The sequence below is a fragment of the uncultured Anaerovibrio sp. genome, assembly GCF_947302755.1.
Lineage (GTDB): Bacteria > Bacillota > Negativicutes > Selenomonadales > Selenomonadaceae > Anaerovibrio.
In genome coordinates this window covers 32,630-46,262 of record NZ_CAMYWM010000006.1, presented here as the reverse complement: position 1 = coordinate 46,262, position 13,633 = coordinate 32,630, and the positions used below count along the sequence as shown (strand labels likewise).

General features: G+C 47.9%; 15 protein-coding genes. 13 read left to right on the top strand and 2 right to left on the bottom strand.

Annotated elements, in window-relative coordinates:
• Positions 1-193 precede the first annotated feature (193 nt).
• Both Q0Y54_RS01550 and Q0Y54_RS01545 read left to right on the top strand, forming a co-directional pair.
• Entirely contained in the window at positions 194-451 is a 258-nt protein-coding gene (locus Q0Y54_RS01550; RefSeq protein WP_276840162.1) for a type II toxin-antitoxin system Phd/YefM family antitoxin, read from the top strand.
• Complete coding sequence (locus tag Q0Y54_RS01545; protein ID WP_297963589.1) at positions 441-770, top strand: type II toxin-antitoxin system RelE/ParE family toxin; 330 nt, start codon at positions 441-443, stop codon at positions 768-770. Before Q0Y54_RS01550 ends, Q0Y54_RS01545 begins: the two co-directional genes overlap by 11 nt.
• Positions 771-963: 193 nt before the next feature.
• On the opposite strand, the gene Q0Y54_RS01540 is transcribed toward Q0Y54_RS01545, so the two are convergent.
• Positions 964-1,527, bottom strand: a complete 564-nt coding sequence (locus tag Q0Y54_RS01540; RefSeq protein ID WP_297963587.1) for a hypothetical protein — start codon at positions 1,525-1,527, stop codon at positions 964-966.
• Between the two features lie 156 nt (positions 1,528-1,683).
• Here Q0Y54_RS01540 and Q0Y54_RS01535 point away from each other — a divergent pair, with 156 nt between their 5' ends.
• The 6 genes from Q0Y54_RS01535 (at position 1,684) to Q0Y54_RS01510 (ending at position 7,469) form a co-directional block, all read left to right on the top strand.
• Entirely contained in the window at positions 1,684-2,556 is an 873-nt protein-coding gene (locus tag Q0Y54_RS01535) for a hypothetical protein (RefSeq protein ID WP_297963585.1), read from the top strand.
• A gap of 32 nt (positions 2,557-2,588) precedes the next feature.
• Positions 2,589-3,530 carry a homoserine O-succinyltransferase gene (gene metA, locus Q0Y54_RS01530; RefSeq protein ID WP_297963583.1) on the top strand — a complete coding sequence of 314 codons (942 nt, stop codon included), beginning with the start codon at positions 2,589-2,591 and terminating at the stop codon, positions 3,528-3,530.
• Between the two features lie 80 nt (positions 3,531-3,610).
• Positions 3,611-4,318 carry a hypothetical protein gene (locus Q0Y54_RS01525; protein ID WP_297963581.1) on the top strand — a complete coding sequence of 236 codons (708 nt, stop codon included), beginning with the start codon at positions 3,611-3,613 and terminating at the stop codon, positions 4,316-4,318.
• Between the two features lie 39 nt (positions 4,319-4,357).
• Positions 4,358-5,077: a DUF2225 domain-containing protein gene (locus tag Q0Y54_RS01520; protein ID WP_297963579.1), complete on the top strand. Its 720-nt coding sequence runs from the start codon at positions 4,358-4,360 to the stop codon at positions 5,075-5,077.
• A gap of 15 nt (positions 5,078-5,092) precedes the next feature.
• Positions 5,093-5,764 carry a hypothetical protein gene (locus Q0Y54_RS01515; protein ID WP_297963577.1) on the top strand — a complete coding sequence of 224 codons (672 nt, stop codon included), beginning with the start codon at positions 5,093-5,095 and terminating at the stop codon, positions 5,762-5,764.
• A 28-nt stretch (positions 5,765-5,792) separates the two neighbouring features.
• Positions 5,793-7,469, top strand: coding sequence for a DUF4127 family protein (locus Q0Y54_RS01510; RefSeq protein WP_297963575.1), 1,677 nt, complete (start codon positions 5,793-5,795; stop codon positions 7,467-7,469).
• A 77-nt stretch (positions 7,470-7,546) separates the two neighbouring features.
• On the opposite strand, the gene serC is transcribed toward Q0Y54_RS01510, so the two are convergent.
• A complete protein-coding gene (gene serC, locus Q0Y54_RS01505) occupies positions 7,547-8,638 on the bottom strand; it encodes a 3-phosphoserine/phosphohydroxythreonine transaminase (protein WP_297963573.1) in 1,092 nt (363 codons plus the stop codon).
• A 204-nt stretch (positions 8,639-8,842) separates the two neighbouring features.
• On the opposite strand from serC, the gene serA reads away from it, so the two are divergent.
• From serA to Q0Y54_RS01480, 5 genes are all read left to right on the top strand, one after another.
• Positions 8,843-10,423: a phosphoglycerate dehydrogenase gene (gene serA / locus Q0Y54_RS01500; protein WP_297963571.1), complete on the top strand. Its 1,581-nt coding sequence runs from the start codon at positions 8,843-8,845 to the stop codon at positions 10,421-10,423.
• Positions 10,424-10,606: 183 nt separating this feature from the next.
• On the top strand, positions 10,607-11,020 hold the full coding sequence (locus Q0Y54_RS01495) for a YaaR family protein (RefSeq protein ID WP_297963591.1): 414 nt from the start codon (positions 10,607-10,609) through the stop codon (positions 11,018-11,020).
• Positions 11,020-12,039, top strand: a complete 1,020-nt coding sequence (gene holB, locus Q0Y54_RS01490; protein ID WP_297963569.1) for a DNA polymerase III subunit delta' — start codon at positions 11,020-11,022, stop codon at positions 12,037-12,039. The genes Q0Y54_RS01495 and holB overlap by 1 nt, the downstream gene beginning before the upstream one ends.
• A 1-nt stretch (position 12,040) precedes the next feature.
• Positions 12,041-12,868: a stage 0 sporulation family protein gene (locus Q0Y54_RS01485; protein WP_297963567.1), complete on the top strand. Its 828-nt coding sequence runs from the start codon at positions 12,041-12,043 to the stop codon at positions 12,866-12,868.
• Positions 12,869-12,888: 20 nt separating this feature from the next.
• Positions 12,889-13,632 carry a tRNA1(Val) (adenine(37)-N6)-methyltransferase gene (locus Q0Y54_RS01480; RefSeq protein ID WP_297963565.1) on the top strand — a complete coding sequence of 248 codons (744 nt, stop codon included), beginning with the start codon at positions 12,889-12,891 and terminating at the stop codon, positions 13,630-13,632.
• The last annotated feature ends 1 nt before the right edge of the window (position 13,633 follow it).

Genomic DNA, 13,633 nt, shown 5'->3' with positions numbered 1-13,633 from the left:
AGTCGAAGCTGAGTAGCTGACACTGACCGCCTCGTTGCGACGCGAAGCTAGTCCTTTAGGGAAACGCTAATTGGAAGATTTTTCTTCTAAAGAAGAAAAATTTGAACAATGGCGTTATAAATCATTGTGGTGTGGCTAAATTTTGGATATAATTTATATATAAATATGGCTATATTGCGTTGGGGGTGAAATTATGCAGATAGTTCCAATGAGAGATTTAAAAAACACTGTAGAGATAGAGCGAAGATGTGCCGAGTCAAATGAGCCTGTGTTTGTTACTAAGAATGGTTATGGTCGGTTGGTAGTAATGGATATTGAGTATTATGAGCGTTTAGTTGGCAAAATAGATGAGGCACGTATGATAAATGAGGGTATAGCTGATTATGAAGCAGGGCGTGTCGTAGATGGTAAAAAATCTCTTAAAAAGATGAGGGATAAATATGGCATCTGAAAAGTATGATTATGTATTGACTGGCACTGCCGAATCAGACATTGATAACGTACTTTTTTATATTTCAATTAACTTGGGAAATGTTGTTGCGGCTAAAGCTTTAGCAGATGAGTTTATCGATCAGATTGACAAATTTTGTCTGGAACCTAGAGCTGGGAAGGTTGTAGAAAATGAGTTTCTGAAACGTGATGATGTGCGTTATTTTTTGGTAAAAAACTACATTGCTTATTACATCGTTGATGATGTTTATAAGAAAATAGTTGTATTGAGATTTGTTTATGGAAAAAGTAATCAGGATAGTATTTTAGGCGGCATGTAGAATAAATAAGTAGAAGACAACATATAACATAAAAATGGGTCAATAAACAGGACCTTTGGATTAAAACATTACTTCGCTACTAAAATTAAAAGCTGTTGCACCTGGATAGCATATGGCTTCCTTGTGCAGCAGCTTTTTGTGTTTTGTTTAAGCGTTTTGGGCCTAAATTCATATTTTTGCTTAAATCCAATATTTAGTTCAAAACTGGCGGGGCGGGGATATTTAGCTCCACAGTCTGCTTTATAAGCGCCTTGTGGCTCATATCCTTGGAGCTGTATTTTTTCCATACCCGCTGGAGGGCGGCAACAAAGGCACCTGGAGAAATAGAGCTTTCCAGCTGCTCCTGCACCTTTTTCCGGAGTATTTCATGGAAGGGCTGGTCCAGGGTTATGGTACGCTGGGCCAGGAGAATTTGCAGGCTGGTATCCACCAGATAAAGGTGCATAACCGACTCATCCAAATCGGCGATGCACGGCTTCATGCCCGGTGGCAGCAGATGAATGCCCAGAGGGGAATCCCCCCAGCCCTCTTTAAAGATGCCGTCAATTTTGTAGAGGAAGAATACAATGCCCTCATCTTCAAAAAGTCCCAGCTCCATGGCCCCGGTGCGGAAGGCCTCGGTGGCAATCACATCCGTATGGCTTAGCTGCAGGATGAACATGGCACCGTTGGCATCAATTTGAAACAGGCCCCCGTCCCCCTGATTATGGATAGGCAGCGGAAATTTTTCTCCCACCTGAAAATTTGTATAATTCATGGCTATACCCCCTATATTACTGAAAAGAAGTTTATCATATCCGGGAATATCCCACAAGGTCAACAGGCTTTTCTGTAAAAAAAGAGTATTTTATGGTAAAATGTAAATTGCTGGATTGTATGTTTTTCTGTATAAGAGCTTAAAGGAGTGATATATGTGATACGTCGACTGACAGTAACTGTTGTGTTTGTGTGCAGCCTTGTAATAATGCTTGGTGTTTCTTATGCAGCCAATAATAGTGCTGAGTGGTACTGGATTTCCTCCGATGCAAAATATAGTAAATTTTTCGCGCCGGAGAAGGTGCAGGTCCTTCGGTCCTTTGATAATGTTGCTGTACAGATAAGTGCCTGGACCAAGACCACCTATAGTCCGGCCGGAGCCCAGGAGACTCTGGATAATTACGGCATTACTGATATTAAGGCTGGTCAGTTGGCCTACAGCCTGGCTGAGGTGGAGATTAATCCGCAAAATCGTACCCTGGCATATATTCGGGAGTCATTCTACAATAAGGATGACCATAAGCTGTGGGAAAAGGTATCCAGCCCGATACGCCCCAAGGAAATGAATTCCCAGGAATTTGATGAGGATTTTTACGGCTTTATTGTGGACAGCGTTTTCAATCAGGGGGAAACTGCCCGGATACGGGCGGAAGACCGCTGGCTTGCCCTGTGGCAGGAAAATGCCGGTGATGGGGGACTAATTTCCTCCATGGCGGATACCTCCACCATGCGGTTAAAGAGCCAGAACTTGATTTTCTGGGAATGGCAGGAAAAGAAAAATGCCGCTGGTGAGGTAGGAAATATTTTTTTTCAGAAGAAGGCGTTAAATATATCGATGTATACGGAAAAGGTTGTACGGATTATGCAGTGGACGCCGGGTAATGGCTGGAAGGATATTACCAATACCACTGATGGTATGTATCATGCCATTGAAAAGGGCACCAACAGCGAGAAAGCACTGAAGGTCCTTGCAGGGTATGAGGGCAGCCATGAAAGGTGGCTGAAGCGCTACAGTCTGGACAATGAATAACCGGTTCTTATATATGTTTTTGAGGTGATTTTGTGCCAATAAAGATACCTAATAACCTTCCGGCCACCAAAATACTGGAGGGCGAGAATATATTTGTGATGGATTCTGATCGGGCCTATAGCCAGGATATCCGTCCCCTTAAGCTGTTGATTTTAAATCTGATGCCCATAAAGCAGGTGACGGAAACCCAGCTGCTGCGCCTGTTGGGTAACACCCCCCTTCAGGTGGAGGTGGATTTTATATATACAGAATCCTATGTGCCCACCCATACCGCGGCAGATTATTTGACGGAGTTCTACGGTACCTTTGCTGAGGTTCGTCATAAAAAATATGATGGCTTCATTATTACCGGGGCCCCGGTGGAGCAGATGCCCTTTGAGGAGGTAGCCTATTGGGAGGAGGTGGAGGAAATCATGGAGTGGAGCAAATCCCACGCCTATTCCACCTTCCACATATGCTGGGGGGCCCAGGCCGGCTTGTACTATCATTATGGAATTAATAAGCATGATGTGACGCCAAAGATTTTCGGCGTGTATAAGCATCACCTATGCGTGGAGAACGAGCGGCTGTTCCGCGGCTTTGATGATGAGTTTTATGTACCCCATTCCCGTCATACGGAGGTGCGCAAGGCAGATATTGAAAAAATTCCGGAATTGACCATTATGGCCGAATCCGACGGGGAGGCCGGAGTTTATGCCATAGCCAATCTTGATAAGCGTCAGTTTTTTATTACTGGTCATGCGGAATATGACCCCTTATCCCTAAAAGCCGAATATGACCGGGATATGGCGGCCGGTATACCCAATGTTAATGTTCCGATAAATTATTATCCCAATGATGATCCTACCAGGACACCAATCGTAAGATGGCGCTCTGTGGCCAATTTGCTTTTTGCCAACTGGCTGAACTATTATGTATATCAGGAAACGCCCTATGAATTGGATACCCTTACTCCATCTGATGATCGGGTATGACAGGTGATTTTCATAAGTTTTTCATTTTTATAGATTAGAGTAAAGCTTTGAAGATGGATATTATGGAGGCGTTTTGTTATATGAGAAAATATGTTATTTGTTTACTTACCATGCTGTGTACTGTGTGGACAACGATGGCTGGTGCTGCCCCACAGGTTGATGAGACAATATTTAAATGGGTTCAGTCATCATCCCGGTGCGATTATTTCTTTAATGTGCAGCAAATCAGCTATGGCAAAAATGACGAGGACCAATTTGATTATGATATGGTTATTGTACCTGTATTAAAGGTTTATGATGACCTGATGATTCACGATGTATTCACCAAGCGTCGTTGGAATGGCAATTCTGTGGAGGGATTTGACAATTTGGTCGGTGCTGCTGAATACTATGTAATAAACACCAAGGATAAAACAGTTTATTTCCAGGAACAGGATTATCTTGATTCCACCTGGAGCACCTTGGCAGTTAATAAGCCTGATCAAAGCATTGAAATAGCAAATCTATCAGAGAAGTCCTTTGATTACAAATTCTATAGCCGAATCATTGATTACGCACTGCGCAACCGGGTAAAGCTGGCTCTCAGAAGCAATGGGACCATTAGTGATGAGCTTCTGGCCCAAATGCAGCTGGAGCAGGATGAATACCGGCTTCAAAACAAGGAATATGATTCGCGTGACAATGAGGAACTGAGTGAAGCTGATGCAGCCAGGGTTAAGGCTGCCCTGGAGGCCCAGGAAAAGGCAAAGAAGGATAAGAAAAGGGCAAAAGAAGATGATGATGACTGAGTCTTCATTTTACAACTGACCAAATGAGGGATGATGAATATGTCAAATGAATTTACCTTTGTGGTGGAGAAAAAATGTCCAGTTTGCGGCAAAAATACCAGGGTTGTCAAGGTTAAGTCACGGCTGATGATTTCCCGTACCGATGATGATTATTGCACTCATTACCGGGATTTTAATCCGTACTTTTACACCATATGGGCCTGTGAGCATTGTGGCTATGCCGCAGACGAAAAGCATTTTTTAAGTCCGCTGTCTGGCCGGGAGCAGGAAATTATGGCCAAGTTTCTCCATGACAGGCGGGCGCGTTTCCTGTTTACCCCGGAACGGGGGCTGCCTGAGGCAATAGCGTCATTTCAGCTGGCTATATATTGTGCAGAGGCGATTAGTGCCCCGCCTTCGAGATTGGCCAGCCTGTCGCTGCATATGGCCTGGGTCTTCCGGACAGTGGGTCTGGCGGAGCAGGAGAGGGAATGGACCAAAAAGGCAGTGGCTCTTTTCGATCGGTCCCTTATGACAGAGCGATATCCGGTGGATAATTTGTCTGACAACGCGGTTACCTATCTCATTGCTACCCTGTATAACCGCCTTGGGGAACGGGAGCGTTGCACCCAGTATTTGGGCATGCTTATCAATGATAAGAAATTGAAGATGAATAACGAGAAGCTGTACAACGATGCCCGAAGGCTGTGGCAGACTATACGGTCTGATGAGGCTGAAGCCACCAAGGCTGCCGAACAGGCTGTGAAACGGAAAAAGTAAAAGGGATGACCGATAATGGATATGCCGGCAGCTATTATAGAGGCTGTGTCAAATATTGATTGGATGCAGGTATCGGAGGTAATTGAGGATTATGGTCCCGTAATACGGGTTATTCAGCATACCTGGAGCCATCAATCACTGATGGAAATTATGAATGGAAGTATCTCTGTGCCGGATTCGGTCATTAATGATGCATTAGCCCACCGCATAGAGCAGGGGGATTATAACATCAGGAGTGCCCGGATTACTTCCCATGAAACCGGCAAGGTGGATATAGAGGCTGATACCAAAAGTGTAGGCCGTATTGAGCTTTCCGGCACTATTGAGGAAATGATACATAGCAGGGAGGACTCCCATATAACCTTTAAGGTGAAGGAACGGGCCCTCAAGGATCACGGCCTGGCCTCCTGGTTTTTTTCCAGAATGTCCCTGTCCATGGTCCAAAATATTTTTGGACGGATTGAGGTGGAGGATATTCCCACCACCATCCATGGCAATCGGGTGAGGGTGGATTTAAAGCCGGTGCTGGAAACCACCGAGCTTGCCACCACCGAGCTTAAGGGGCACCGCCTGCTGGATTTGTTCGATGTGGAATCCGCCACTCCCCATGAGGGGTATATTACCGTGAATACACGGGTGGAGGTACCTGAGGAAATAAAGGAAATGGCGTTGAATGTGTTACGTTGATTGTAGTTGGGTTGGTTAAAGAGAGAATATGAAAAAGCTATTTGTGTTGATTGCGTGCCTTATGTGCCTGTTCGTGGCAACGGACACTATGGCCGCCAAGAAAAAGATAAATGATAATCCGTCAAAGGGGAAAATCGTCTTTATTCCCCACGACAATCGTCCGGTATCTGATGAGATGTCGGCAGAAACCATCAGGAAGCTGGGCTACGAGGTGATAGTTCCCCCTGATGAGCTGCTGGGAACCAAGGACAATATGGGAAAACCGGAGCAGCTTTGGATGTGGCTGGAAAAAAATACGACCATAAAGAGGGAGCCCAGCAAGCTGGAAAAAAAGCGGTTTAATACTGGCGGCAAGGTCTGGGGCCTGGACCCGGATATAAAGGCCATAGTTATCTCTGCCGACAGTATGATATACGGCAGCCTGGTGAGCTCCCGGAAGCATACCCTCACGGAGCGGCAGCTTCGGGAACGGGTGGCCAATTTCAACGATTATAAATATCGTCATGATGATGCCAAGCTGTATGTGTTTTCCTCTATCATGCGTACCCCGACCTCCGGGGAAAATTCCGGCAGCCAGGAGCCGGACTATTATAAGGCCTATGGCTATGATATTTTCCGCTATACGGCCCTTAATGACAAGAAGGATGCCAAGGGCCTTACCCCACGGGAGGAAAAGGAGCTGGATTTCCTGACGGAGCTGGTTCCTGCCGCCTATATCCGGGACTGGAATACCCGACGGGGAAAAAATTATCGGGTAAATGAGGGCCTGGTTGATTTGGCCGCCAAGGATAAATTTGAGTGCCTGGTTCTGGGCCGGGACGATAATGCGGCCTGGTCCCAGACCCATATGGAGGCCCGTCATCTCAGGGATTATTCCCAAAAGAAGCAGGCTGACCGGGTTCAGAATATTGCCGGCATTGATGAAATGGGGCTGTTGCTGTTGACCAGAGCTGTTAATGAAATCGAGCACCGGCAGCCGGTGGTGACAGCCGATTACAATTGGGGCAGCGGCAGATATTTGATACCGGCCTATTCCGATGAATCGGTGGACGCCACGGTGCGGTCCCATGTGAAGCTTCTGGGAGGGCAGTATGTGGATAAGACCACCAATGTGGATTTGCTGCTGATGATTAATACCAATCCTACAGGAGCCAACCTGGGGGCCAACTGGTACAGTAATGACAAAAAAATCAGACCTGATGTCAAGACCTTTGTGACATATATGGAGCGGGCCATTAATCGGGGCGAGCCGGTGGGGGTAGCGGATATTTCCTTTGTTAACGGCTCGGACAATTCCCTGATGGAGGAGCTCAGAAACCGAGATATGCTGTATAAGCTGCAATCCTATTCCGGCTGGAATACCCCAACCAACAGCATAGGCTTTGCTTTGGCCCAGGGGGTACTGGCCAAGGAGATGAAGAAGCAGGACAGGGAGGAGCTCATTACCATCCGCTACATGGATGATTGGCTGTATCAGGCCAATATCCGCCAGATGGTTACCCGTCAGCTGTCCTGGTTCAAGGAGGCCGGTGTATATTCGGAGCTGGGCAAGGATAAGACTGATGTGGAACGACGGGCCACCTCCCTGATGCATACCTTCGCCAATGACAATCTGCCGGCGGGGAAAAGGGATTTTATCGAGAAAATGAAGGTAACCTGTCCGTGGAACAGATTGTTTGAAGTAAAAATCAGCCCGGCAAAATAAATAATGTATTAAGGCAAAAAATAAGAGCTATACTAAAACGATTATTCGTTTCAGCACAGCTCTTTTAGTTTATATATTTATTTATTTGCCTTGTGGAATTTTTCCATGAAGTCGGCCAGCTTTTCACAGCCCTCATATGGCATGGCGTTGTAGATGGAGGTCCGCATACCGCCTACGCTGCGGTGTCCCTTTACGCCGCTGAGGCCGTTTTCCAATGCCTCGGCCACGAACTTCTTTTCCAGCTCCTCGTTAGGCAGGCGGAAGGTCACATTCATAAAGGAACGGCTGTCCTTGTCTGCATGGCCCTTGTAGAAGCCGTCGCTGTTATCGATTACCCCATATACCAGGTCCGCCTTCTTTTTGTTCACCTTGGCCAGAGCCTCCAGACCGCCCTGGGCCTTGATCCATTTGGCCGTCTTGCCCACCATGTAAATGCAGAAGGCCGGTGGAGTATTGTACAGGGAATTCTTGTTGTAGAAGGTGTCGTATCTCAGCATGGTAGGCAGGGCCTCTGGGCTCTTTTCCAGCATGGATTTCTTTGCTACCACCAGTACAACTCCGGCAGGGCCCAGATTTTTCTGAACACCGGCGTAGATGAAGCTGAATTTCTTAAAATCCAGTGGGCGGGACAGAATATCCGAGGACATGTCGGCAATCAATGGTACATCCCCGGTTTCAGGAATGTAATGGTATTCAGTGCCGTAGATGGTGTTGTTGTAGCACAAATGGAGATATGCAGCGTCGTCGCTCAGCTTGATTTCCTCCTGGGTTGGGATGTGCTTGTAGTCCACGTCCTTGCTGGAGGCTGCCGAATAGCCTACACCTAAAATCTGGGCTTCCTTAAAGGCCTTGGAGGCAAAGCTGCCGGACTGAACATAGTTACCACGCTTTTCCTTGGTGGCGAAGTTCATGGGAATCATGGCGAACTGCAGGCTGGCTCCACCCTGGATGAACAATGCTTCATAGTCATCACCTAAGCCCATCAGCTCCAGGATGTCCGCCTTGGCCTGATTGTGTACCTCGTCATAGGCCTTGGCCCGGTGGCTGATTTCCAATATGGACATGCCGGTATTCTGAAAATTTAAAAATTCTGCCTGGGCTTCCTTTAAAACCTCCAGTGGCAACATTGAAGGGCCAGGATTAAAGTTATATATGCGATTTGCTTCCATGGGACAACCTCCTAAAAAAGTGATATTAATAACTCGATAGGATTAATTTTACATCAGAATTTGGAAAAGGGTCAAGATGGTTTAGCATTTTGTTACAAAAAGTTTTACCCCATAATACACTTGATTTTTTGGAGCAAATAAAATATTATGTAAGCTGTAGTGTATCACAAGTAAAACTATTCCCAAAATAATAGGAGGCTTACCATGAAAGTATTAATTGCCGATGGCGTTTCACAGATGGCGGTGGATATTCTTAAGGATGATTTTGAATGTGTCATTAAGGATAAGCTGCCGGCTGATGAGCTTTTACAAATTATTCCTGAATTTGATGCCCTTATTGTCCGTTCAGCCTCCAAGGTGACGGCGGAGGTTATCAATGCCGCCACTAATCTTAAAATTATTGGACGGGCCGGTGTGGGCGTGGATAATATTGATGTGGCCGCAGCTACAGCCCGTGGTATTATCGTTATCAATTCCCCGGGCGGAAACACCAATGCAGCCACTGAGCATACCTGTGCCATGATGCTGTCCATGGCCCGGAATATTCCGATAGCCAACGAAACACTGCAAAAGGGCGAGTGGAATCGTAAGCAGTACACAGGTGTGGAGCTGAAGGATAAGACCCTGGGGGTTATTGGTATGGGCCGTATCGGCAGCGGTGTGGCCAAACGGGCCCTGGCCTTTGAAATGAAGGTTATCGGCTATGACCCTTATATCAACGAGGAACGGGCCAAGGATATGGGTGTCGAGGTTGGCACCTTTGAAGAGGTTATTGCCAAGTCTGATTTCATTACAGTTCATATGCCTCTTACCGATTCCACCAGGGGGATGATTAATAAGGAAGTAATGTACAAGATGAAGAAGGGGGTCCGCCTCATAAATTGTGCCCGTGGCGGTATAATTGTGGAGGAGGATCTGCGGGAGGCTGTGCTGGATGGTCAGGTGGCCGGTGCGGCAGTGGACGTATTTACCAGTGAGCCTATTCCGGCGGATCACCCTCTTCTTGGGGTGAAGAATATTTTTGTGACCCCTCATTTAGGTGCATCCACAGTGGAGGCCCAGGTAGGGGTGGCTGTGGACGTGGCCCAGGGCATCAAGGCGGCCCTCCATGGTGAGCCGGTTATGACGGCAGTTAATATGGCACCGGTTTCCAAGTCCGTTATGCAGGTTATTGCTCCATATTTCGATTTGGCAGAGCGGCTTGGCTGTGCAGCCCGTGCCCTGGTGGACGGCGGCATCAAGAAGCTGGATGTTACCTACAACGGCGAGATTGCCGATGTAAGCACCCGAATGATAACCACGGCAGTTTTGAAGGGCATACTGAGTGCTGAGCTGGACGATGTGGTAAACTTTGTTAATGCACCGGGTCTGGCCAAGGAACGGAATATTAAGGTCAGTGAGGTCAAGAATAAAAATACGGAGAGGTATGCCAATACGGTTACCGTTACGGTAATGACCAGCAAAAATCAGACTGTAAGCATTCAGGGTACCCTCTTTGGTGAAAAGCCGCGTATTGTTCAGATTAACGAGAACAGACTGGATGTGGCTCCACGCAATTGTCTGCTGCTTTGCCCGCATAATAATCGCCCTGGTGTTATTGGCCAGGTGGGTTCCATTATGGGAGCAGCCGGCGTCAACATTTCCGGTATGCAGGTATCCACCACTGACAAGGAGGATGTAAATCTGATGATTTTGACCCTGGACAGCGAGGTGCCGGCCAATGTTTTGAAGCTGATTACCTCCATGGAGGAAATCTTCGATGCCAAGATGATTATGTTCAAGTAATGGCGTAATTTACCAATACAATATCACTCATGAAAAAGGAAACCAGAGGGATGGTTTCCTTTTTTTATTGCCATAAGGCATTAAACTACGTTATACTTATATCGGGTATGTTTATTTGTAAATATTGTTTTGGGACAACAGGTGATAGATATGAAAATAGACGGCTTAGGTACCAGAGAAGCAATGCCTGCTATGGGGAGCAGCTCCAACCGAAAGACCAATGCCATGGAGTCAGATTTTTCATCGGAATTTGAGGACCAGCGCAGCAGCGCCTCCCATGAGCAATTGCAGCGTCTTTTGGAGCAGATTGATGAGCAGGGATCCAGGCTGACCAAGACCCCTACCTATGATGAGCTAATGGAATATCGCAGTCTCATCAAGAATTTTGTCAGTACGGTGGTTGGTCAGATGTATGATGTAAGCACCCAGTCCGGCTGGGATCGTATGGGACGGCAGAAGGTGTATACCACTGTGCGGAAGATTGATACCGAGCTGGAGAATATGGCAGAAAAAATTCGCTTGGGCCAGTCTGACCAATTGGATGTGGTGGCCAGCCACGATGCTATTCGGGGTATGCTGGTGGATTTGTATATGTAATGAATATTTATTGGAATAGTATTACGGGGCATAAAGTAAATATCGCGCGACTAAAAACCCTTTGCCGGGAGGATATGGTACCCCATTCCATGCTGTTTTCCGGCATTGATGGTATAGGAAAGAGGCTGGCTGCCCAGGCAATGGCGGCCACTCTTTTATGTCATAGTCCGGTGGAGGGCGGGGCCTGTGGTCATTGCCCCTCCTGCAGGGCTCTTCTGTCGGATACTCATCCTGACTTTTTTACGGTGGTGCCCCAGGTGAAAAAGGGCACGGCCTGTATATTCATCGATGATATTCGGGAAATGCAGGGCAAGGTGGCCCGGGTACCTATTTTATCTGCGTCCCGTGTGGTGATTATTGATGATGCCCAGACCATGAATGACGCGGCGGCCAATAGTCTGCTGAAGACCATTGAGGAGCCGGGGGGGCAGATTTATTTTATTTTGATCACCAATTCCATTATGGCCCTGCTGGATACGATTATTTCCCGTTGTATGCGGGAGGATTTCGCCGGCCTGAGCCCTGAGGATATCAGTGCTGTGCTGGTGGACCAGGGGATTTCCCGGCAGCAGGCCAACTATTTGGCAGCCTTTGCCGATGGCAGTGTCCGCCATGCCATGCTCCTGAATGATGAGGAGGGCCTGTCCCTGCAAAAAACGGCGATGGAGTTCTTCAGTGCCTGTGCCGGCCGGAACCTGGATATGGATATGGTGTGGCGGCTGGGAACAGAGCTGGGGGAAATGGGAAAGGCGGACCGGGACAAGCTGAGGCAATGGTTCAGCTTTTTGGCCATGGCTATCCGGGATGAGCTGGTGGTGTATAGCGGCAGCGGGGTTACCCTGTATAATCAGCAGGACAGCTTCAGGATAAATGAGCTGGCGAGCCAGCTTACCGAACATCAATTGATAGCCATGCTAAGGCTGGTCAGGGAATATCAGGGACGCTTGCGCTATAGAGTGTCTACCCGGCTGATGGTGGAAAGCTTTGCTATAAAAATAAAGGATTTATTGGAGGATTAAGGTGCAGACTGTAGTAGGTGTCCGCTTTAAGCGGGCTGGAAAAATATATTATTTTAGTCCAGGTAAGCTGGATATTGCCACAGATGATGATGTGATTGTGGAGACGGCCAGAGGCATCGAGTATGGTACGGCGGTAATTGGCCCCCGGGAGGTTCCGGACAGTGATGTGGTGCTTCCATTGAAGGAAGTGCTGCGCAAGGCCACCGAAGCCGATAAAAACAAGGTTATTGATAACGGCCACAAGGAGCAGGAGGCCTTTGGTATTTGTGAGGAAAAAATTCGTGCCCACAAGCTGCCCATGAAGCTGGTACAGGTGGAATATACCTTTGATGTGAACAAGATTATTTTCTATTTTACCGCTGACGGACGTATTGATTTCAGAGAGCTGGTAAAGGATTTGGCGGCGGTATTCCGTACCCGTATTGAGCTTCGCCAGATTGGGGTCCGGGATGAGGCCAAGCTTATGGGGGGCATTGGCTGCTGTGGCCGTCCATTGTGCTGCCACACCTTCCTGGGCGAATTTGAGCCGGTATCCATTCGCATGGCCAAGGAGCAGAATTTGTCCCTCAATCCCACCAAGATTTCCGGTATTTGCGGACGCCTGATGTGCTGTCTAAAATACGAAAATGAGTGTTATTGCGGCAAATCCCAGAAGCGGGTTAAGGTCAAGCCGCCAACTCAGGGCAGCAAGGTAATCACTGCCGAGGGCGAGGGCAAGGTAATCAATCTGAACCAGCAGCGGCGCACAGCCACTATTCTGCTGGACAACAGCAAGACCATTGTGGCCTCCTGGGAGGATGTTATTGAAAAGGACGAGGATGACATTTGATAGGGGGCGAGCTTGGGGATATGGAAATTGATCTGGGCCCTGATGAACGGCTGGATGATTTGCTCCTGAGCGGGCGGAAAATTATTCAAAATACCAGGGAGTTCTGTTTTTCCATTGATGCAGTGCTGCTGGCCCATTATCCCCATTATCATAAAAATTGGCGGGTATTTGACCTGGGCACGGGGACAGGGGTTATGCCCCTGCTGATTGCCGATGAGGTCAGGGAGGTTCACGGCCTGGAGCTTAATCCCGTAATGGCAGAGCTGGCCCAGCGCAATGTGCGGCTGAATCACCTGGAGGATAAGGTTACCATTACCCATGGTGACTATCGCCAAATCCGGGAGCTGTATCCGCCGGAGGCCTTTGACTGCGTTATCGTCAACCCACCCTATCGCCCCGTAAATCAGGGGAGGCTGAGTGCAATGGATGGGGTGGCCCGGGCAAGGCATGAGGTTACCGCTACCTTGGAGGATGTGGTAAAGGCAGCCCGCTATCTGCTGCGCTTTCGCGGCAGGCTGGCCATGGTCCATTTGCCGGAACGCCTGGGGGAAATTATTGTGGCACTGCATAACCATCAGATAGAGGTAAAACGGCTCCAGCTGGTTCAGCCCAAGCTGGACAAGACCTCGAATTTAATGCTGCTGGAGGGCGTCGTGGGAGCTGTACCCGGGGGAATGAGGGCCGAATTGCCCTTAATTGTCCACAATGCTGATGGCAGCTACACAGATGAAATCCTGCGGATTTACAACATGAAAAAGGAATGAC

What these genes read in the sequence shown, in the direction of transcription:
- Q0Y54_RS01550 (WP_276840162.1), top strand. Translation starts at nt 194, where the DNA reads ATGCAGATAGTTCCAATGAGAGATTTAAAAAACACTGTAGAGATAGAG.
- Q0Y54_RS01545 (WP_297963589.1), top strand. Translation starts at nt 441, where the DNA reads ATGGCATCTGAAAAGTATGATTATGTATTGACTGGCACTGCCGAATCA.
- Q0Y54_RS01540 (WP_297963587.1), bottom strand. Translation starts at nt 1,527, where the DNA reads ATGAATTATACAAATTTTCAGGTGGGAGAAAAATTTCCGCTGCCTATC.
- Q0Y54_RS01525 (WP_297963581.1), top strand. Translation starts at nt 3,611, where the DNA reads ATGAGAAAATATGTTATTTGTTTACTTACCATGCTGTGTACTGTGTGG.
- Q0Y54_RS01520 (WP_297963579.1), top strand. Translation starts at nt 4,358, where the DNA reads ATGTCAAATGAATTTACCTTTGTGGTGGAGAAAAAATGTCCAGTTTGC.
- Q0Y54_RS01515 (WP_297963577.1), top strand. Translation starts at nt 5,093, where the DNA reads ATGGATATGCCGGCAGCTATTATAGAGGCTGTGTCAAATATTGATTGG.
- Q0Y54_RS01510 (WP_297963575.1), top strand. Translation starts at nt 5,793, where the DNA reads ATGAAAAAGCTATTTGTGTTGATTGCGTGCCTTATGTGCCTGTTCGTG.
- serC (WP_297963573.1), bottom strand. Translation starts at nt 8,638, where the DNA reads ATGGAAGCAAATCGCATATATAACTTTAATCCTGGCCCTTCAATGTTG.
- serA (WP_297963571.1), top strand. Translation starts at nt 8,843, where the DNA reads ATGAAAGTATTAATTGCCGATGGCGTTTCACAGATGGCGGTGGATATT.
- Q0Y54_RS01495 (WP_297963591.1), top strand. Translation starts at nt 10,607, where the DNA reads ATGCCTGCTATGGGGAGCAGCTCCAACCGAAAGACCAATGCCATGGAG.
- holB (WP_297963569.1), top strand. Translation starts at nt 11,020, where the DNA reads ATGAATATTTATTGGAATAGTATTACGGGGCATAAAGTAAATATCGCG.
- Q0Y54_RS01480 (WP_297963565.1), top strand. Translation starts at nt 12,889, where the DNA reads ATGGAAATTGATCTGGGCCCTGATGAACGGCTGGATGATTTGCTCCTG.